Source organism: Streptomyces sp. NPDC055966 (genome assembly GCF_042269865.1).
Lineage (GTDB): Bacteria > Actinomycetota > Actinomycetes > Streptomycetales > Streptomycetaceae > Streptomyces.
In genome coordinates this window covers 109,533-128,709 of record NZ_JBHJYK010000021.1, presented here as the reverse complement: position 1 = coordinate 128,709, position 19,177 = coordinate 109,533, and the positions used below count along the sequence as shown (strand labels likewise).

The following is a 19,177-nucleotide window of genomic DNA, read 5'->3' as shown; positions in this document are numbered from 1 at the left end:
TGAAGCAGCCATGAGCGGTCTGGAGAGGTCATGAGCGGTCGGATCATGCCGTGCAGTCCGAAGGAGATCAGCTCGCTGTTCCTCTTCGAGAAGCTGAGCCCCGAGCAGCTCGGGCGGCTGTGCAGCGACGGGCGGGTGGAGCTGTTCGAACCCGGCCCGGTGTACACCGAGGGCGACGCCGCCACCTGCTTCTTCGTGATGATCGAGGGCACGGTGGTGCTGTCCCGCCGGGTCGGCGGCGACGACGTGGAGGTCACCCGCACCTCCCAGTCCGGGGTGTACGCGGGCGCGATGCAGGCCTACATCGGCGACCGGGTGCAGCAGGTCTACAACAACTCGATGCGGGTGACGGTGCCGACCCGCTTCTTCGTGCTGCCGGCGGACGTCTTCGCGGAGGTCATGAACGACTGGTTCCCGATGGCCGTGCATCTGCTGGAGGGGCTGTTCTTCGGGTCGAAGAGCGCCCAGGCGGCGATCGGGCAGCGGGAGCGGCTGCTGGCGCTCGGCTCGCTGTCGGCGGGGCTCACGCACGAGCTGAACAACCCCGCGGCGGCGGCCGTGCGGGCCACGGCCACGCTGCGCGAGCGGGTCGCGAAGATGCGGCACAAGCTGGCTGTGATCGCCGAAGGCCCCTTCTCCCGCGAGGCGTTGGCGAGCCTCATCGAGGTCCAGGAGCGCACCGCCGAGCGGGTCGCCAAGGCCCCGGTGCTCAGCCCGATGGAGGCCGCCGACCGCGAGGACCTGCTGACCGACTGGCTGGACGACCACGGCATCGACAACGGCTGGCAGCTGGCGCCGGCCTTCGTGCAGGCCGGGCTCGACGTCGACTGGCTGGAGCAGGTCGCGGCGGCCGTGGACACGGAGATCCTGCCCGGGGCGGTCGGCTGGCTCAACTACACCATCGAGACCGAGCTGTTGATGAACGAGATCGAGGACTCCACCACCCGGATCTCGCATCTCGTGGACGCCGCCAAGCAGTACTCCCAGCTGGACCGGGCACCGTACCGGGTGGTCGACGTGCACGAACTCCTCGACAGCACCCTGCTGATGCTCTCCGGCAAGATCGGCGCGGGCATCGAGGTCGTCAAGGAGTACGACCGTACGCTGCCACCGGTGCCCGCCTATCCGGCGGAGCTCAACCAGGTGTGGACCAACCTGATCGACAACGCGGTCTCCGCCGTCAACAGCGCGGGCGGCACGGGCACGTTGACCGTGCGCACGGCGCTCGACCACGAGCGGCTGCTGGTGGAGTTCCGGGACACCGGGCCGGGCGTGCCGCCGGAGAACAAGGACCGGATCTTCGACCCGTTCTTCACCACGAAACCGGTCGGCGAGGGCACCGGGCTGGGTCTGGACATCTCCTGGCGGATCGTCGTCAACAAGCACCACGGCACGCTGCGCGTCGAGTCGGTGCCCGGCGACACCCGGTTCCAGGTGCTGCTGCCGCTGACCGCCGAGACACCTGACAAGGAGGACACGGTATGAGCGCGACCGACGGAACCGAGGCGATCGACCCGGCCGTCCCGCCCAGCGGCGCCGGGTGCGTGGAGTGCGAGAAGGCCGGCGGCTGGTGGTTCCATCTGCGCCGGTGCGCGCAGTGCGGGCACATCGGCTGCTGCGACGACTCCCCCGAGAAGCACGCCACCGCCCACTACCACGCCACGGGTCACCCGGTGATCCAGAGCTTCGAGCCGGGCGAGGAGTGGTTCTGGGACTACACCAAGGACGAGTTGTACGTCTCGGGCCCCGAACTCGCCCCGCCGGCCAGCCACCCCGCCGACCAGCCGGTACCCGGCCCGGCGGGACGGGTACCGGCGAACTGGGCCGAGACGCTGCGCTGAACCGCCGGCGGGCCCGGCGGGTTCAGCGGGCGCAGTTCAGGCGGCCCAGGTCGACGGCGTCGGCCATGGCCTGCATCCCCTTGTCGTTGGGGTGGAGATGGTCGCCGCCGTCGAAGAACGGCAGGATCCGTTCCGGGTCGTAGGGGCTGCGCAGCACCCGGTCGAAGTCGGTGAGGGCGTCGACGTCACGGGTGGTGCGCAGGTACCGGTTGACCTCCTGGCGTACGGTCTCGGCGGCCGGGTCCCATTCGGGCCAGCCCTTGAACGGGCCGACGGTGGCGGCGACGACGCACTTCCCGGCCGCGTGCGCCCGCCGGGCGATCTCCCGGTAGCCGGCGACGAGCCGGGCCGCGGTGACACCGGTGTGCGCCTTGAGGTCGTTCACGCCCTCGAAGAGGAACACGGTGCGCACGCCCGGCAGGGACAGCACGTCCCGGTCCAGTCGGTGCAGGGCGCTCTGGCCGGCTCCGTCCGTGAGGACCTGGTTGCCGGAGATCCCCTCGTTCGCGACACCCTTGAGGTCGGTGCGGGCGGTGTTCAGGCGCCGGGCGAGGTAGTCGGGCCAGCGGCGGTTCAGGTCGGTGGTGGAATGCCAGCCGTCGGTGATGGAGTCGCCGAGCGCGGCGACGGCCCGTACGGCGGCGCGGGACGGCCGTACGGACACGGCGTCGAGGTACCACCAGGAGCCGGTCGCCCGTGTCCAGTTGGCGCCGCTCTCCTCGGCGGTGTGGTTGCCCGGCCCTGTGTACGAGGTCTGCATCGCCATCCCGTGGCCGGTCGCGGGGCCGGCCGCGGCCGGGGTGTGCAGGCTGACGGCGAGGTCCGTGCCGGGCGGCAGCGTGCCGGGCAGCGGATCGCTCCAGGCGACGGCGCCCGGCGCCACGGTGACCGTGCGGGCGCCGCCGAAGGTCAGCCGCCGGTTGCTGCCGCGGCGCAGGGCGGCGCCGTGGTCGCGCCGGCCGGCCCAGACGCTGTCCAGGGTCAGCGGGCGGTCGCCGAAGGCGTTGGTCACACGGACGCGCAGACCGCTTCCGCCGACGCTGGTGTGCACGATCATCCGGTAGCCCTCGTCCGCCGCGCCCTCGCTCATGCGGTCGGCGCTGGCGGCCCAGGTGACGACTCCGGTGGCGCGGGTGACGGACGCGGGCAGCGGGGCGGCTGCCTGGGCGGGCAGGGACTGGCAGACGGCGGCCGTGAGCAGCGCTGCGACGACGCGGCAGCCGCGTCCGATCCTGCCGCTCATCGCGCGAGGTCCCGGAGTGTGACGGACTCGCCGGGCCGTACGCGGACGGTCCGGGACGTGCCTGCGTACCCCACGGAGGTCATCGTCCCGCCGACGCTGCGGATGCGCACCTCGGTGGGTCTGCCCTCCCGCCAGGCGAGGTCGACGACGAACCCGCCGCGGGCCCCGGCCCCGGTCACCGAGCCGGCCGCCGCCCAGGCGTCCGGCAGGGCGGGGAGCAGTTCGAGGTGTCCCGGGCGGGAGTACAGCAGCATCTCGGCGACGGCGGCCGGGGTGCCGAAGTTGGCGTCGATCTGGAAGATCCCCCGGCCCTGGGAGACCTCGTAGATGTCGAAGAGGTTGGGGGCGGTGCCGTTGCCGCCGTTCTCGGAGGGGCGCAGGTTGGTGACGACGAGCTGGTAGGCGTTCGCGGCGTTCTTCAGCCGGGCCCAGCACAGGGCCCGCCAGGCGTTGGCCCAGCCGAAGCTGTTCATGCCGCGCGCGGTGAGCAGGGCGGTGGCACCGGCGACGATCTCGGCGGGGGTGGAGCCGTCGGGCCGGATGCGGTCGCCGGGGAAGAGGCCGATCAGCGGGGACAGATGCCGGTGCGTGGTCTCGCCGAGGTTGTCCGGGGACATCCACTCCTCCAGCCACCCGGTCTTCGGGCTGACCACCGGCAGGTACAGCCGCTCGCGCAGGCCGCCTATGGTGGCCGCGTAGTCGGCGTCGCGTCCCAACTGGGCGGCGGCATACCGGTAGTTGCCGAACAGCGCCCATACCAGTTCCTGTGCGTAGGTGATGCCCTTGGCGTCGAGCGGGCCCTGTTCCGGGGACCAGTCGCTGTCGGCGATCAGGACCTCCTGGCCGGTGCCGGGCAGGGTGGTGGGGAGCAGCCGGGCCTCCCAGAACTCGCAGGCGCCCTTCAACAGCGGGTAGATCTTCGCCAGATGGGTGCGGGAGTTGGTGAACTCGTAGTGCTCGAACAGGGTGTTGGCGAGCCAGGCGTTCCCGGCCGGGTGCCACCACCAGCCGCCCCCGCCATGGGGGTTGGTGGAGATGGCCAGGGTCCAGCCGGCGTTTCTTCCGCTGGAGTTGCGGTAGCGGTTGCGCGGGTCGTCGAACAGGCGCCGGGTGAGGTCGGTCCAGGACGGGAGCTGGGCGAGACAGTAGTCGGTGAGGGCGTCGAAGCACGGGGCGAGGCCCGCCCGGTCGGCCATCCAGTAGTTCATCTGGAGGTTGATGTCGGTATGGTAGTCGCCCATCCAGTCCGGGTCGTTGCCGTCGAGCCAGAGTCCCTGGAGGCCGAGCGGCAGGCTGCCCCGGGAGCCGGAGATCATCAGATACCGGCCGAACTGGACGTAGGCCGCCTCCAGTTCGGGATCCGGTTCGCCGTCCCGGGCGCGGGCCCGGATCCGCTCCCAGGTGTCGAGTGCGCGCTGCTCGGCGGTCGAGGTGCCGAGGGAGAGGCCGAACCGGTCGAAGAGGGCACGGTGGTCGGCGGTGTGCGTGCGCAGCAGGGTGCCGGCGGAGTGGCGGGCGGCGGCGCGGACCTTGGTGCGGGCCAGCGTCAGGGGGTCGAGGGACGGGGCGCGGTAGTGGGCGGCGGGGTCGGGCGCGTAGTTCGTGCCGCCGCTGAGGACCACGGTGAGCTCCCGGCAGCCGGAGAAGGCGATGCGGGAGCCGTCGACGCGGACGCTGCCGCCGCTGCCGCGGGCGGCGACGGCGGCGCCGTACTTCAGCCCGTTGGGGAACGCCCCGGCGAAGGAGCCGGCCGCTCCCGCGGTCTCTCCGTGGGTGCCGTCGAGGGTGAGGGTGCCGGTGTACTGTCCGCCGCCGCTCTGGGTGAAGTGCAGGACGAGGACGTCGTCGGGGCGGCTGGCGAACAGCTGCCGCCGGTAGGTGACTCCGGCGCGGACGTACGACGTCGTCACCACACCCTGGGCGAGGTCGAGGGTGCGGCGGTAGCCGGAGACGGCGGACAGGTCGTGGTCCGGCAGGTCGACGGTGAGCCGGGCGAGGAGGGTGAGGGAGCCGAAGTCGTCGCGGCCGTAGGGGAACTGGCCGTCGGAGTCGAGGGTGTCGTTGCGGCCGCCGGTCCACATCGTGGCGTCGGTGACGAGCAGCAGTTCCCGGCCGGGGTCGTTGGTCGCGAGTGCGCCGAGCCGGCCGTTGCCGACGGGCAGGCCCTGGGTGATCAGCGACTGCTCGTCGGCCGGTGCCTGCCACCAGAGCTGGTGCCGGGGATCCGGCACGGGCCCCTCGGCAGGGCGCTGCGGCGCGGCGGTGGCGGTGAAGGCGGGCAGCGTGACGAGCGCTCCGGTGGCGGCGGCGAGGGCGAGGAAGCCGCGTCTGCTGGGTGGGGTGTCCATGGCGGGCTCCGATCTCACTGGCGCGGGGATACGGGGACGTCGATGCGGTCGATGTCCGGTGCGTAGTCCGAACCGCTGTCGAACGTCACGGTGTTGGCGCCTGCTTTGAGGGTGAGGGGGACGCTCACGGTCTCGACGGTGCTCCAGTCGCCGGTCGAGGGGAAGCGATGGGACACCGCGGCACCGGAGTTGGCCGAGATGTTGACCGACCGGGCGTCCCCGCTGACGTACGCGACCTTGACGAGATACGTGCCGGGTCGGTCCACGACGATGTCGTTGAAGCGGAGGGCGCCGCCGAGGTAGAGGTTGCCGACCTTCTTGCCGCCGGAGCAGGCGGAGCAGTCGGCGACGGAGGCGTTGCCGGTCAGGGTGTTGGCGGCGGACTCGGCCTCGCGGCCGGTGGTCCTCACCGCGCTGCCGTGCGCGGTGACGGTGAACAGGCGGGAGCCATGGGCGGGCAGCGCCTCGGTGATCCTGTTCTTGTACGAGCCCAGGTTCTCGTGGTTCCACAGGTCCCGTACGGCCGCCCTGCCGGTGAAGCCGAGGGCCGAGAAGTCGGCGGTGACGGCGGCGGGGCGGTCGGCGAGGTTGAACAGGGCGACGGTGTAGGTGCCGTCGGGGTTCTTCGCGGACCAGACCTGCTGCGGGTCGGAGGGCGTGACCGGCCGGGCGGGCGGGGTGTCGCCCTGGTCGACGGCGATGACCTCGCGGTTGGTGAGGAGCTTGACGCCGTAGTCGTCCAGCTTGGTGAGGTCGTCGCCGGTGTAGAGGGGGGACTTGGCGATGGCCCACAGCGTGGCGTAGCTCTGCCGCTCGGCCTTGGTCAGGCCGTCCATGGCGCCGTTGCCGACGTCGAGGGAGTCGAGGTCGTTCCAGCCGCCGGGGCCCGCGTGCCGCGTCCAGCCGGGGGCGTCGTCGAAGCGGTCGTCGACGGAGTTCTCCCAGGTGACGAGGGTGTTGCAGTAGCACTCGACATCGGTGTCGATGCGCCAGCCGTTGGAGTACTTCTTCCAGTCGGCGGCGTGGCCGATGTCCAGGGACCAGGAGAGCTCCAGATGGACGGGGCGGCCGGTGGCGGCGAGGGCCTGCTGCCAGGCGGCCACGTCGGCGACGTTGTCGTAGTTGTCCCCGCTCTTGAAGGAGCCGGGGCCGACGCCGTCGAGCTTGAGGAAGTCGTAGCCCCAGGAGGTCAGCAACTGGGCTTGTGAGTCTATGTACTTCTGGGCGCAGGGCTTGGCCAGGTCGAGTTTGTAGGCGCTGTCCCAGCCGTTGGTCGTGCGCAGGTCGTCGTAGACGACGTCGGCGGTGGTGCAGCCGTCGGCGTGCCAGACGGGCACCTTGCCGTCGCCGTAGGCCTCCTTCTCCAGGCCGACGGGCAGATAGATCCCGGCTTTCAGGCCGAGCGCGTGGATGCGGTCGGCGACGGTCTTCATGCCGTGCGGGAAGCGGACCGGGTCGGCCCGCTGGCGTGCGTAGCCGTCGTACTCGGGCTTCCAGCTGTCGTTCCGCCACCAGCCGGAGTCGATGTCGACGTACTCGTAGCCGTACGGCTTCAGTTTGCCGGCCAGGGCGCCGGCCTGCTTCAGGACGTTGGCCTCGGTGAGGTAGCTGTAGTCGCCGTCCGGGTTGAGGCCGGGGTACTTGGAGGACTGCATGCTCCAACTGGACCAGCCCATATAGGGCTTGGCCGCCATCACCGGCTCGGGCGCCGCGTGTGCGGTGGCCGGGACGGCGGTCGCGAGGCCCGCGGCGAGGGCCAGGACGACGGCGGCTCTGAGCCCGCGGGCGGGCAGGACGGAGTACGAGGGTGACCGCATGGGCCGTACCTCCAGAGTGGGTTCGGGTCGGGGCGGTTCAGCCCTTTCCGGTGCCGGGGGTCTGCGTGATGAAGGACTGGATCGCGGCGGCCGCGGCGCCGCGCGCCCACTCCTCGAAGGGCAGCGGGCGGGTCAGGACGTCGCACCGGGCGGCGGAGCCGAAGGCGGCCGTGGTGAACGCCCGGCGGATCTGGTCCGCGAAGAGGTCGTAGGCGGCGAGCCCCTCGCCGGAGATGATCACGCGCTCGGGGCCGAGCAGGTTGGCCACGGTGGCGATGCCCCGGCCGATGGCCTCCCCGGCGCGCTCGTACACCTCTCTGGCACCGGGCACGCCCTCGTGCGCGAGCACCAACGCCTGTGCGCTGTCGGGGATATGACGGTTCGTCACCTCGCGCATGCGGGCGACGATCGCGGACTCGCCCGCGATCGCCTCGACACAGCCGCGGTTTCCGCAGTGGCACTCGGGTCCGGCCGGGTCCACGACGACGTGGCCGATCTCCCCGGCCACACCATGGGCGCCGGCGACCACCCGCCCGTGCACGACGAGCCCGCAGCCGATGCCGGCGCCGACGGTCACGAGGGCGAAGTCCGCGAGCCCGGCGCCGGCGCCGAACCACTGCTCGGCGACGGTGAGCGCGCGCACGTCGTGGTCGACGGTGACCGGCAGTCCGGTGGTGGTCGCGGCGAGTTCGGCGAGCGGCACGTCCCGCCAGTCCAGGAACGGCGAGTAGCGTACGACGCCCTCGGCCCGGTCGACGTCGCCGGAGACGGCGATGCCGAGCCCGGCCACCGGCGCGTCCGACTCGGCCGCGTGCGCGAGGAGTTCCTGGACGAGGTCCGCGATCGAGGTCAGCACGGATCCGGGCGCCCGGTCGGGCAGGGGGCGGCGGCGGGCGACGCGGATGCGGCAGCACAGGTCCGTCAGGACCGCGATCAGCTCGCCGCCGGTGACCTTCACCCCGAGGAACAGGGCCCGTTCGCCGTTGACCCGGACCAGCGTGGCGGGACGGCCGGGGGTGGGCCGGGCCTCGTCGTCGGCGTCCTCGGCGAGGTATCCGGCGGCCAGCAGGGGGCGTACGGCCTTGGTGACGGCGGCCGCGGACAGCCCGGCCCGGCGGCCCGCCTCCAGCCGGGTCAGCGGACCGTGGGACAGCACCGCCGTGAAGACCTGTGCGGCGGCCGGCGTGTGGGCGGGGAACGTCTCGGCGTGCGGGGTCGAGCGCATGGCCGGGAACCTAGGGCCGTTATTTTCCGCTGTCAATAAAAGAAACAGGGGCTGTTACGGAGGCAGTTGGGGCAGTCGCGGGCGGCGGCCGGCCGCCGCGCGGCCCGGACCTGCGGATGCCCCGCACGAGGCGGGGCATCCGGGGGTACTTCGGCCGCGTCAGTGACGGGCGGCCGGGGTGTTGGCGGCGGTGACGTTGACCGCGGCCCACGCCTTGTCCACCGTCTTGTACTCGGTGCTGTTCGCGCCGTACAGGTCCTTGGCCGCCTGCAGCGTCGCGACACGCGCGCTGTGGAAGTCGGTCGTGGAGACCATGTAGCGGGTCAGCGCACGGTAGAAGATGGCGGTGGCCTTGGCGCGGCCGATGCCCTTGACCGTGGAGTGGTTGGAGGTCGGCGAGTCGTAGGCGACGCCGTTGATCGTCTTCTTGCCGCTGCCCTCGGCGAGGAGGTAGTAGGCGTGCGAGGAGACACCGGAGCCGGCGTGCACCTCGGTGTAGTAGGTGTCCGTCGACCAGGAGTCGATCGTGCCCTCGAGCTTGTCGAGCGAGGGGTGGTCCAGGCGGCGCAGGAACTTCTGCGCGAGGCCCAGCTTCTCGCCGATGAGGTAGTCCGGCGTGTCGTTCTTGTTGTTGGCGTAGAACTCGACGTTCGAGCCGAAGATGTCCGCGAGGGACTCGTTCAGCGCACCGGGCTCACCGTACTGGTTGCCGTCGGAGTCGACGTAGGTCGGCTCCAGCTTGGCGGTCGCGTCGACGACGCCGTGGGTCAGCTCGTGGCCGGTGACGTCGAGGACGACGAGCGGCTTCTTGAAGGTCTTGCCGTCGCCGTCGCCGTACAGCATGCAGTTGCAGGTCGGGTCCCAGAAGGCGTTGGCGACCTTGCTGCCCCAGTGGACCATGCCCTGGGCGGCCTTGCTGTTGTCGGCTATGCCCTTGCGGCCGAAGGTGGACCGGTAGAAGTCCAGCGTCTTCGTGATGCCGTACTGGGCGTCCGCGGCGGCGCTGGCCCGGTTGCTCGTCGTGCCGTTGCCCCACACGTCGGTGGTGCTGGTGAACGGCGCGCCCGCGCTGAACTTCTCGGTGGTCGAGCCCTTGGCGTCGCGCGTCTCGGTGCCGTACCGGGTCGGGTCCTTGAGCAGGTAGTGACCCTTGGAGGTGGCCGTGGTGGTCAGGCCGACGCTGCCCACGAAGAGGGTCTTGCCGGTGCCCTTGCCCGCCGTGGGGTACGGGGCGACGCCGGAGGCGGCCAGGGCGGAGTCGGGCGCGGCGGCTGTGCCGGTGGCCGGGTCCAGCGTCTGGCCGTGCTTGCGCAGGTCGGCGAGCAGCTTCGGGGACAGGAACTCGTCGCTGTCCGGGGTGTTGCTGCGCACCTTGCCGGTGACGGCGTCGACGACGACCGTGTTGGTGCCCTGCTGGTCGGTCACCGTCACCTGGTAGGCGAGGGCGGAGGCGCCGGCGCGGGCGTCGACCACGAGCTGGGCGCTGCCCGCGTCGCCCTGGGCGGCCTGGGCGGCCTGGGCGGCGGCCTGCTCCGCGGTCAGCTTGGCCCGGGTGGTGGCCGGCGCGACGGCGTGGGCGGCCGCGCGGGTCACGCCCGTGTAGGCCAGCTTGGCGTCGAGGTGGACGACGAGGTCGCCGCCGAGCACCGGCATGCCGTTGTGGGTGCGCTCGAAGCGGACGTGCCGCGCGCCCTCGGGGTCGATCATCACGTCCTGGGCGTGCAGTTCGTCGCCCTGCGCGACGCCGGTCGCAAAGGCGTGGGCGAAGGCCGCGGTCTGCGCCGCCTTCACCACCGCCGCCGAGGTGTTCGTGCCGGCGGACGCGGCGGACCGCTCCACCCCCGTGTCGGGGCCCGCGAAAGCCGTACCGGCCAGGCCCGTGGCAGCGGTCGTCACCGCGATGGCGACGGCGACGCTGCGTATGTGCGGTCTACGCACTGATCAGGGTTCCTTCGTTCGAAGGCGGCCGGGATCGCCAACCGCCTTGCGGCGTGGCACGGTTCGGCGCCACGGGGGCCGGACCGGCCCCGAGGAGCAACCCTTACGGATCAGTCATGTGCACGTAAAGACGGAATGATCGATTTCTCTATCTTCCATGACAATCCTTTACGAACATGCGCCACAGAGTGATCACAAGATGACCAACTGTGTGTCGGCTGTGGAGACGGCTCCCCAATCCCCTAGGTTCCAGGGCCGGAATGTGATCGATGTCGCATCACATGTCGTACGGAGGGAAGTGGGTGCCGGATGGTCTCAGCAACGGTGGGGCGGGGCGCGGTCCTCGGTGTGGTCGCGCTCTCGCTCCTCGCGGTTCCGGCGCGGGCCGCGACGGCGGAGCCGGACACCCCGGCGCGGGCGGCGGCGCTCCCGGCGCCCGACACCGCGGGCGTGGCCGCGGCGCTGCGGTCGGCGGTGGACGCGGGCGCGCCGGGCGCCATGGCGCGGATCGACGACCACGGCAAGGCGTACGGCGTGACGCGCGGCCTCGCCGACCGGAGCACCCGGCGGGCCCTGAGCGCCGACGACCGGTTCCGCATCGGCAGCGTCACCAAGACCTTCTCGGCCGTGGTCCTGCTCCAGCTCGTCGACGAACACCGGCTGTCGCTCGACGCGCCGGTCAACCGCTATCTGCCGAAGCTGCTGCCGGACGACCGGATCACCGTCCGCCATCTGCTGAGCCACCGCAGCGGCCTGTACGACTACACCAACGACATGTTCGCGGACAGCGAGTCCGGCTTCGAGGCGGTGCGGAACAAGGTCTTCACCTACCGCCAGCTGGTCGCCCTCTCCCTGAAGAAGCCCCGCACCAACGCGCCCGGCGCCGCGTACGCGTACTCCAACACCAACTTCGTCGTCGCCGGGATGCTCATCGAGAAGATCACGGGGCAGTCCGTGCGGACGGCGTACGAGGACCGCGTCTTCAAGCCGCTCAAGCTGCGCGACACGTTCTACGTCCACCCGAGGACCACGATCCCGGGCCGCTACGCCCGCGGCTACCTCACCCCCGGCCGGGCCGGCGCCCCGCTGGTCGACGCCACCGAACAGACGGTGTCGTGGGCGCAGAGCGCGGGCGCGATCATCTCCACCACGCGGGACCTCGACACCTTCTACTCCGCCCTGCTGCGCGGCGCGTTGCTGTCCCCCGCGCGGCTCGGCGAGATGGAGCGGTTCAGCCGGGTCGACAGCACCACGGCGTACGGGCTGGGGCTGCGCAGGCGCTCGCTGCCGTGCGGTGTGTCCGTGTACGGGCACACCGGGATCGTGCAGGGGTACTACACCTACGCCTTCGCCACGAAGGACGGCTCGCGCAGTCTCGCGGCCGTCGCCAACACGTCGAACAACGGGAAGGTGCAGGAGGCGATGGGGGCGGTGCTGGATTCGGCGTTCTGCGGGAAGACCGCGAAGACGAATGAGAGGAGCGGGAGGAAGTAGGAAGAAGGAGCAAGAGGCAGAAAGGAGCTGGGGGCCCGTCCGGGATGCGGGAACCTCCTCGTGGGCGCGCGGCGTTCTCCCAGGCATGACGTCCGAGTTGGTTCCCGGCGGGAATCTGGTCCTGCCCGACGGTCCGGTCCGGCTTCGGGTGGCCGGTGCGTTCGATGTGTCCGCGCTGGTCACCGGGGCCGACGGGAAGGTCGGGTCCGACGCGGACCTCGTGTTCTACAACCAGCCGCAGGCGCCCGGGGTTCGGCTGCTCGGTGACACCCTGACCGTCGAGCCGGGGCGGCTGCGCGGCGGTGCGTGCCGGGTCACCGTCGTCGTCAGCGCGGCCGAGCCCGGTACGGCGCTCGGCCGGCTGCCCGCTCCGCGGCTCGACGTCAGCGACGGCGCCGGGCGGGCGGTGGCCCGGTTCGCCCCGCCCCGCCCCGGACCGGAGACCGTACTGCTGCTCGCCGAGTTGTATCCGCGGGCCGGCACCGGCTGGAAGCTGCGGGCGATCGGGCAGGGGTACGCGGACGGGCTGGCCGGGCTCGCCCGGGACTTCGGGGTGGACGTCACCGATGACGGCGGCACCGGCACCGGCACCGGCACCGGCACCGGGGCGGCCGTACCGGCACCGCGCTCGCCCGGTCCCCGTCCCGCCGCGGTCTCCGTCTCCCCCGCCGACGACCGCTTCCTCCAGTCGGTCAACTCGGCCCGTGCACAGGCCGGTTCGCCCCAGGTCGCCCTCGATCCACGGCTCCTCACCGCCGCGCGCTCGCACGCCAGGGCCATGGCGGAGGCCGGGCGGCTCGGGGCCGAGGGGCGGGACGGGGTGTCCGTGCACCAGCGGATCACCGGCGCCGGGTACGCGTACATCGGCGTCGGCGAGCACCTGGTCTCCGGGCCGCGTTCACCGGCGGAGTTCGTGGAGTACTGCCTGGGGTCCGAGCGGGCCCGGCGGACGCTCCTCGATCCCCGGTTCCGGCATGCCGCCCTCGCCCACACCGATGCCGGCGACCGGTACTGGACGGCGCTCTGGGCGGTTCCGCTGACGCCGGACGCGCTGTCCCGTACGGCGGCCGAGGTGCTCGCGCTCACCAATGCCGAGCGGGGCCGGGCCGGGTTGCCGCCGCTGGCCGTCGATCCGCTGCTCACGGCGGCCGCGCAGGCACACTGCGCGGACATGATCGCCCGCGACTTCTACGACCACGTCTGTCCCGACGGCACCCGGCCCTGGGACCGGGCCGCCGCCGCGGGCTCCCGGCTGCGCACGATCGGCGAGAACATCGCCTGCGGCCAGCGCTCGCCCGCCGAGGTCGTGGAGGGGTGGATGAACAGCCCGGGGCATCGCGCCAACATCCTCAAGCGGGACTTCGGTCACCTGGGCATCGGATTCGCGGGCGGCGGGCGGGCGGGCACCTACTGGGCCCAGTTGTTCGGTGGCTGACCGGGCACTTTCCGTCATCTTGGCGGAATGATGGCTTCCGGGACACGATGCCCGGCATGAAGGGTGACCTCTTTTCCAGTGAGCGCGTGGTGCAGCCCGCCGCGCAGCCGGGCATGTCCGTCGAGAACGCCAAGTGCGTCCGGTACACGGTGAACGGCGAGATGTACGCCCGCCAGGGCGCGATGGTCGCCTACCGGGGCGATCTGAGGTTCGAGCGCAAGGGCCAGGGCGTGGGCGGCATGCTGAAGCGCGCGGTCACCGGTGAGGGGCTGCCGCTCATGGCGGTGCGCGGGCAGGGCGAGGCCTGGTTCGCGCACGAGGCGCAGAACTGCTTCATCGTCGAGATCGAGCCGGGCGACCGGTTCACCGTCAACGGGCGCAACGTGCTGTGCTTCGACCCCTCGCTGTCGTACGAGATCAAGACGGTGAAGGGGTCCGGCATCGCCGGCGGCGGGCTGTTCAACAGCGTGTTCGCCGGGCAGGGCCGGCTCGGGCTGGTCTGCGAGGGCAATCCGCTGGTCATCCCCGTTTCCGCGCAGTCCCCGGTGTTCGTCGACACGGACGCGGTGGTCGGCTGGACCGCCCACCTGGAGACCTCGCTGCACCGCTCCCAGTCCATCGGCTCGATGCTCCGCGGCGGTTCGGGCGAAGCCGTGCAGCTGATGCTCCGGGGCGAGGGCTTCGTCGTGGTGCGGCCGAGCGAGGCGACCCCGCAGAAGGCACAGCAACACTGAACCTTCACAACGTGATCCGCGTCGCACGGGCAACCCCCGCCGCCGTACCCGCGTCTTGATCGACAACAGACCGATGGCGCCCCGGCCTCCGGGCCGGGGCTCTTTTCCCAACCCCTATGCACGGGATGTATACCCGGGGGGTATACACGGTGCGTATACATGCCGTGTATAGAAAGGTGCGTATGTACGGCAAGGCTTTCGCCCCGGAGTACCAGGGCGCCCTGACCTCCCTTTCCGTGAACTCCTCGCTGGTCGACGTGCTGGCCGAGGGCACCGAGCGGCTGCGCGCGGCCGAGCGCTCCGGGCAGCCCGCCGAGGCGGCCCGCTGCGGGCTGGCCGTCGCCGAGGCACAGCGACGGCTCGGCCGGATCGAGGACGCCGACCGGACCTGGAAGGCGAGCTACCGCGCCGCACGCGAGGCCGGCGACACCGGCGCGATGGCCTGGGCGCTGTGGAGCGGCGGCACCCTCGCGCGCCAGCGCGGGGCGTTCCCGCTGGCCTGGCGGCTGCTCGGGCTCGCGGCCGAACTCGGCGAGCGCGGCGGGGACATCGTGGTCCGCGGCTACTCGCTGGCGGGCCTCGCGGAGACCGGCCGCATCCAGGGCGACTACGACGCGGTGGGCCGGCTGCACGAACAACTGCTGGCCGAGGCCCGCAAGCGCGGAGAGGCCCGGCACACGGTGTGGGCGCTGGAGGGCATCGCGCAGATGCACCGCAACACCGGCGACCACGACCGGGCGTACGCGCTGTTCGAGGAGGCGGCGGAGATAGCCGAGCGGGCCGAGGACCGGCGCGGGCACGCGTGGGCGCTGCGCGGCCTGGCCGACATCCTCTCGGTCCGCGACCAGGACACCGAGCGGGCGCTGGAGCTGCTGTCCCGCGCGGAGGCCGGGTGCCGGGCGATGAACCTGTCCTCCGCGCTCGCCTACAACCACAAGATGCGCGGCAACGTCCTGTACCGCGCCGGGCGTTACGGCGAGGCCCGGGACCTGTACGAGCTGGCGCTGGAGGAGTTCCGCGCGATGAGCGAACCCCGCGGCGAGGCGCTGGCCCGGCTGGGCCTGGCCAAGTCGCTGGCCCGGCTCGGCCGGGACCACGCCGAGACGGCCGCCGAACTCGCCGACCTGGCCCGGACGTTGGAGCGCAGCGGACTCAAGCACGCGCGGGAGATGGTGGCCCGGGCGCAGCAGGAGTTCCGCCTCGACGCGGCGGCCGTACGGTGAGCGCGTGGCCCGTGGCGGTGCAGGCGCCGCCCTCCGCTCCCGAAGTCCTCTCCCGCTGCCGCGAGTTGGTCCTCCCGGCGCTCCGGGAGGCGGTGGCCGGGCTGCATCCGTGGGTGGCCGAGATGGCCGCGTACTCCTTCGGCTGGTGCGAGGTCGGCGGGGCACCCGCGGCCGCGTCCGGCGGCAAGGGTGTACGGCAGGCGCTCGCGGTGCTCGGCGCCGAGGCGGCCGGCGCCGACGGCCGGGCCGGTGTCCCGGCGGCGGTCGCGGTCGAGCTGGTCCACGCCTTCTCGCTGCTGCACGACGACATCATGGACGGCGACGGGACCCGGCGGCGCCGCCCGGCCGTGTGGAAGGCGTACGGCACGGGACCGGCGGTGCTGGCCGGGGACGCCCTGTTCGCCCTCGCCGTGGAGAGCCTGGCACGCGCTCCCCAGGGTCCGGGCGCGGTGCGGCTGCTGTCGGCGGCCCTCGCCGATCTGGTGCGCGGGCAGGCGGACGACCTGCTGTTCGCAACCCGGCCCCCGACCGGCCCCGAGCGGGTGACCCCCGCGGAGTACCGGGCGATGGCGGAGGGCAAGACGGGCGCGCTGCTGGGCTGCGCCGTCGCGCTGGGCGCCGCGCTCGGCGGGGCACCCGAGGCCGCGGTCGGCGCGCTGGAACAAGCCGGACGGCAGCTCGGCATCGCCTTCCAGCTGGTCGACGACGTCCTGGGCATCTGGGGCGATCCCGCCGTCACCGGCAAGCCCGCGGGCGGTGACCTGCGCGAGCGCAAGATGACGTACCCGGTGCTGGCGGCGCTCGCCTCCCCCGTGGCCCGCGGGCTGCCCGAGCTGCTCGGCCGCCCGGAGCGGGCCGAGGAGGCCGCCGCGCTGATCGAGGCGGCGGGCGGCCGTACGGCGGCGCTGGCCCAGGCCCGGAGACACACGGGCGCCGCGCGGGCGATCCTCGCGGACGTGCCCCTGGCCGCCAAGGCCGCCGGGGAGCTGCGCACACTGCTGGACCATCTGGCGGGCCGCGAGCTGTGAGACCCCGCGGGCCGGCCCTGAAACGGTGTTGACCTGGGCTGTCCACGCGGGAAAGGGTGCGAGGGACGCGGGTTCCCACCCCCGCGTCGGAAGGGTGAAGCACCGTGATCGGCATCTCGGACATCGAAGCGGCGGCGGAGCGGATCGCCGGACACGTCGTACGGACGCCGACCGTACCGAGCCCGGGGCTGACCGAGCTGCTCGGTGTCCCGGTCACCGCCAAGCTCGAACTGCTCCAGCGCACCGGCTCGTTCAAGGCGCGCGGCGCGACCGCGAAGCTGCTGTCGCTGAGCGGGGCCGAGCGGGCGGCGGGCGTGGTCGCGGTCAGCGGCGGCAACCATGGCATCGCGCTCGCGGTGATGGCGGCGGCCCTCGACGTGAAGGCGACCGTGGTGATGCCACGGACCGCACCCGCCCGGTCCCTCGCGCTCGCCGAGGCCGCCGGGGCGTCGGTGCGGCTGACCGACGGCATGGACAGCGCGTTCGAGCTGGTGACGCGGCTGCGGGACGAGGGGCTGACCCTGGTCCATCCGTTCGACGACCCGGTCGTGATCGCGGGGCAGGGCACGGTCGGACTGGAGCTGGGGCAGGACGCGCGCGACACCGCCGGGCTGACGGACGTGATCGTCAGCATCGGCGGGGGCGGGCTGATCGCCGGCGTCGCGGCGGCCCTCGCCGCCCTGCGCCCCGGGGTGCGGGTGTGGGGTGTGGAGACCGAGGGCGCCGAGGCGATGTCCGGCGCGCTGAAGGCGGGCAAGCCGGTGCCGGTACCGCTGTCGTCGCTGGTCACCACGCTCAGCGCGCCCTCCGTGTCCCAGCTGACGTACGACCATGTCGCCGCGCTGGTCGAGGAGGTGCTCGTCGTTCCGGACCGGGACGCCGTGCAGGGCTGTCTGGACCTCGCCGAGCACGCCAAGGTGTGGGCCGAGCCGGCCGCGGGCTGTCTGCTGCCGGCGGCCCGGCAGGTGCTGGCCCGGGTCGGCGACGACGCCCGGCTCGGCCTCGTGGTGTGCGGGGGCAACACCACACCCCGCGAACTCATGGGCTGGGCGGACCGGTTCGGGCTGACGTGAGCGCGGCGGAGCGCGTAGCGGAAGCCCCGGAGCGGGGCGCTCCCGGAATCCGTGGAAAAAAGGGGCGCATCCGGGAATTCTTTGAACGCACCCCCGCGCGCTCTGCGTACCCCTGGGAGACACGGGACAGGGGTTTCAGCGAGGGATGACCATGGTCGAGGCGCACGTCTCCGCACACGAGTTGGTCGCAGGCCGGTACCGGCTCCTGGAGGTGTTCTCCCGCGAGACGAACCGCCTGTGGTGGTACGCCGAGGACGTGACCGCCGAGCAGCCGCGGCTGGTAGCCCGGACCACCCTGCCGGCGGACTGCGACGCGGACACCCTGCGCCGGGTCACGGCCCGGGTCGTGCGGACCTCGGAGACGATGCGGCTGCTGTGCCCCGGCCGGGTCGCGGTGGTCGTGGACGCCGTGGTCGAGGCCGGCGCGCTGTGGACGGTCACCGAGTGGATCGACGGCACGCCGCTCACCGAACTCCTCGACCACGAGGGCTCGTTCAGCCCGGCGCGGTCGGCGCGGATCGGCCTGGAGGTGCTGGAGGTGCTCCAGGCCGCGCACGACGGGGGCATCACGCACGGCGAGCTGAGCCCCGGCCAGGTCTTCGTCCCGGAGGGCGGACCGGTCGTCGTCAGCGGGTTCGGGCTGGCCGGGGCGACCCTGGTGCCACGGCTCACGGCACCGTCGTACGCCTCGCCGGAGCAGGCCCGTGACGAGCGGATCGGCCCGGCCGCGGACCTGTGGGCGCTGGGCGCGCTGCTCTACACGATGGTGGAGGGCCGGCCGCCGTTCCGGGACCGGGGCCGGCCCGAGGCCACGCTGAAGGCGGTGGACCGGCTGCCGCTGCGCACCCCGCTGCGCGCGGGCCCGCTCACCCAGGCCGTGCAGGGGCTGCTGCGCAAGAACTCGCGCGAGCGGCTGCCGCGGCCGGTGACCCGCGAGGCCCTGACCCGGGCTCTGGACGAGGACGGTGACACCGGCCTGCCGACGGGCCCCGAGCCCCGGCTGCGCGGTGGGTACCCGAGTCTGCTGCGGCTCGGCGGGCCGGAGCGGAGCCGACGGGCGCTGGCCGCCGGCAGCGCGGTGGCCGTGGTCACCGTCGCACTCGTCGCCCTGGCCGTGACCCACCGACTGCCCGGCACCGCCACCGGCACGGCGCACGCACCGGCACGCCCCATCACCTCGGCCGCCCCTCCCACCCCGGCCGACGGACCCACGGCCACCCCGACGGCGTCCACCTCACCCTCCCCTTCCCCCTCTTCCTCCGCAACGGCTCCGTCCGCGCTGCCCGCCGGCTATCACCGCTACACCGCACCGGAGGGTTTCTCGGTGGCGCTGCCGAACGGCTGGAAGCGGCTGCTCACCGAGCACGCCGGCGAGCGGTACCGCATCACGTTCGGCGCGGGCGGCGCCACCCCCACCCTGGCCGTCACCTACAGCGAGCACGTCGGCCCGGACCCGGTCGCCGTCTGGCGCAACGACGTCGAACCGTCCCTGGTGCGGCTCCCGGGCTACCAGCGCGTCGGCGCCTTACGGGCCACCACCTACCAGGGCGACAAGGCCGCCGACCTGGAGTGGCTGGCGGGCACCGGGGACGCCCGGGTGCACACCTTCGGCCGCGGCTTCCTGATCGGCGGCGACCGGAGCTTCTCGCTGCGCTTCACCACCCCCGCCTCGGCCTGGGACGACGCGGTGAACCGGCTGGCGCTGAAGACGTTCCTGGCCACGTTCCGCGTGGCCGATATGTCCCGATAGGCTTTCCTGTCCGCGCCCGCTCCCGGGT

Annotated in this window: 14 protein-coding genes; 9 read left to right on the top strand and 5 right to left on the bottom strand. The window is 72.7% G+C overall.

Annotated features, from left to right (window positions below):
• Positions 1-30: 30 nt before the first annotated feature.
• Entirely contained in the window at positions 31-1,485 is a 1,455-nt protein-coding gene (locus ACFC8N_RS36355) for an ATP-binding protein (RefSeq protein ID WP_376293219.1), read from the top strand.
• Positions 1,482-1,841, top strand: a complete 360-nt coding sequence (locus ACFC8N_RS36350; protein ID WP_356037065.1) for a UBP-type zinc finger domain-containing protein — start codon at positions 1,482-1,484, stop codon at positions 1,839-1,841. Before ACFC8N_RS36355 ends, ACFC8N_RS36350 begins: the two co-directional genes overlap by 4 nt.
• Positions 1,842-1,863: 22 nt before the next feature.
• Here the strand turns inward: ACFC8N_RS36350 and ACFC8N_RS36345 are convergent, their stop codons facing one another.
• The 5 genes from ACFC8N_RS36345 to ACFC8N_RS36325 all read right to left on the bottom strand — a co-directional run bounded on the left by ACFC8N_RS36345 (position 1,864) and on the right by ACFC8N_RS36325 (position 10,412).
• Complete coding sequence (locus ACFC8N_RS36345; RefSeq protein ID WP_376293217.1) at positions 1,864-3,084, bottom strand: SGNH/GDSL hydrolase family protein; 1,221 nt, start codon at positions 3,082-3,084, stop codon at positions 1,864-1,866.
• Positions 3,081-5,432: a glycoside hydrolase N-terminal domain-containing protein gene (locus ACFC8N_RS36340; protein WP_376293215.1), complete on the bottom strand. Its 2,352-nt coding sequence runs from the start codon at positions 5,430-5,432 to the stop codon at positions 3,081-3,083. The genes ACFC8N_RS36345 and ACFC8N_RS36340 overlap by 4 nt, the downstream gene beginning before the upstream one ends.
• Before the next feature lie 14 nt (positions 5,433-5,446).
• Positions 5,447-7,249 (bottom strand): carbohydrate-binding protein, encoded by a 1,803-nt coding sequence (locus ACFC8N_RS36335; RefSeq protein ID WP_376293213.1) that lies wholly within the window; start codon positions 7,247-7,249, stop codon positions 5,447-5,449.
• A gap of 37 nt (positions 7,250-7,286) precedes the next feature.
• Positions 7,287-8,474, bottom strand: a complete 1,188-nt coding sequence (locus ACFC8N_RS36330) for an ROK family protein (protein ID WP_376293210.1) — start codon at positions 8,472-8,474, stop codon at positions 7,287-7,289.
• A gap of 159 nt (positions 8,475-8,633) precedes the next feature.
• The gene (locus tag ACFC8N_RS36325) at positions 8,634-10,412 is read right to left on the bottom strand and encodes a M4 family metallopeptidase (RefSeq protein ID WP_376293207.1); all 1,779 of its coding nucleotides are present in this window, start codon (positions 10,410-10,412) and stop codon (positions 8,634-8,636) included.
• A gap of 309 nt (positions 10,413-10,721) precedes the next feature.
• On the opposite strand from ACFC8N_RS36325, the gene ACFC8N_RS36320 reads away from it, so the two are divergent.
• The 7 genes from ACFC8N_RS36320 to ACFC8N_RS36290 all read left to right on the top strand — a co-directional run bounded on the left by ACFC8N_RS36320 (position 10,722) and on the right by ACFC8N_RS36290 (position 19,149).
• The gene (locus tag ACFC8N_RS36320; RefSeq protein WP_356032142.1) at positions 10,722-11,906 is read left to right on the top strand and encodes a serine hydrolase domain-containing protein; all 1,185 of its coding nucleotides are present in this window, start codon (positions 10,722-10,724) and stop codon (positions 11,904-11,906) included.
• 85 nt (positions 11,907-11,991) lie between these two features.
• Positions 11,992-13,341: a CAP domain-containing protein gene (locus tag ACFC8N_RS36315; protein WP_376293205.1), complete on the top strand. Its 1,350-nt coding sequence runs from the start codon at positions 11,992-11,994 to the stop codon at positions 13,339-13,341.
• 56 nt (positions 13,342-13,397) lie between these two features.
• The gene (locus ACFC8N_RS36310) at positions 13,398-14,075 is read left to right on the top strand and encodes an AIM24 family protein (RefSeq protein ID WP_356032148.1); all 678 of its coding nucleotides are present in this window, start codon (positions 13,398-13,400) and stop codon (positions 14,073-14,075) included.
• Between the two features lie 182 nt (positions 14,076-14,257).
• The gene (locus tag ACFC8N_RS36305; protein ID WP_376293203.1) at positions 14,258-15,298 is read left to right on the top strand and encodes a tetratricopeptide repeat protein; all 1,041 of its coding nucleotides are present in this window, start codon (positions 14,258-14,260) and stop codon (positions 15,296-15,298) included.
• Positions 15,295-16,326 (top strand): polyprenyl synthetase family protein, encoded by a 1,032-nt coding sequence (locus ACFC8N_RS36300; RefSeq protein ID WP_376293200.1) that lies wholly within the window; start codon positions 15,295-15,297, stop codon positions 16,324-16,326. The genes ACFC8N_RS36305 and ACFC8N_RS36300 overlap by 4 nt, the downstream gene beginning before the upstream one ends.
• Positions 16,327-16,430: 104 nt before the next feature.
• The gene (locus tag ACFC8N_RS36295; RefSeq protein ID WP_376293198.1) at positions 16,431-17,399 is read left to right on the top strand and encodes a threonine/serine dehydratase; all 969 of its coding nucleotides are present in this window, start codon (positions 16,431-16,433) and stop codon (positions 17,397-17,399) included.
• A gap of 145 nt (positions 17,400-17,544) precedes the next feature.
• Positions 17,545-19,149 (top strand): serine/threonine-protein kinase, encoded by a 1,605-nt coding sequence (locus ACFC8N_RS36290; protein ID WP_376293195.1) that lies wholly within the window; start codon positions 17,545-17,547, stop codon positions 19,147-19,149.
• Positions 19,150-19,177: the final 28 nt, after the last annotated feature.

Excerpts from the sequence above, each read along its gene's own strand:
- ACFC8N_RS36345 (WP_376293217.1), bottom strand. The coding sequence starts at position 3,084 with ATGAGCGGCAGGATCGGACGCGGCTGCCGCGTCGTCGCAGCGCTGCTC.
- ACFC8N_RS36305 (WP_376293203.1), top strand. The coding sequence starts at position 14,258 with ATGTACGGCAAGGCTTTCGCCCCGGAGTACCAGGGCGCCCTGACCTCC.
- ACFC8N_RS36355 (WP_376293219.1), top strand. The coding sequence starts at position 31 with ATGAGCGGTCGGATCATGCCGTGCAGTCCGAAGGAGATCAGCTCGCTG.
- ACFC8N_RS36315 (WP_376293205.1), top strand. The coding sequence starts at position 11,992 with ATGACGTCCGAGTTGGTTCCCGGCGGGAATCTGGTCCTGCCCGACGGT.
- ACFC8N_RS36310 (WP_356032148.1), top strand. The coding sequence starts at position 13,398 with ATGAAGGGTGACCTCTTTTCCAGTGAGCGCGTGGTGCAGCCCGCCGCG.
- ACFC8N_RS36335 (WP_376293213.1), bottom strand. The coding sequence starts at position 7,249 with ATGCGGTCACCCTCGTACTCCGTCCTGCCCGCCCGCGGGCTCAGAGCC.
- ACFC8N_RS36330 (WP_376293210.1), bottom strand. The coding sequence starts at position 8,474 with ATGCGCTCGACCCCGCACGCCGAGACGTTCCCCGCCCACACGCCGGCC.
- ACFC8N_RS36340 (WP_376293215.1), bottom strand. The coding sequence starts at position 5,432 with ATGGACACCCCACCCAGCAGACGCGGCTTCCTCGCCCTCGCCGCCGCC.
- ACFC8N_RS36290 (WP_376293195.1), top strand. The coding sequence starts at position 17,545 with ATGACCATGGTCGAGGCGCACGTCTCCGCACACGAGTTGGTCGCAGGC.
- ACFC8N_RS36350 (WP_356037065.1), top strand. The coding sequence starts at position 1,482 with ATGAGCGCGACCGACGGAACCGAGGCGATCGACCCGGCCGTCCCGCCC.
- ACFC8N_RS36320 (WP_356032142.1), top strand. The coding sequence starts at position 10,722 with ATGGTCTCAGCAACGGTGGGGCGGGGCGCGGTCCTCGGTGTGGTCGCG.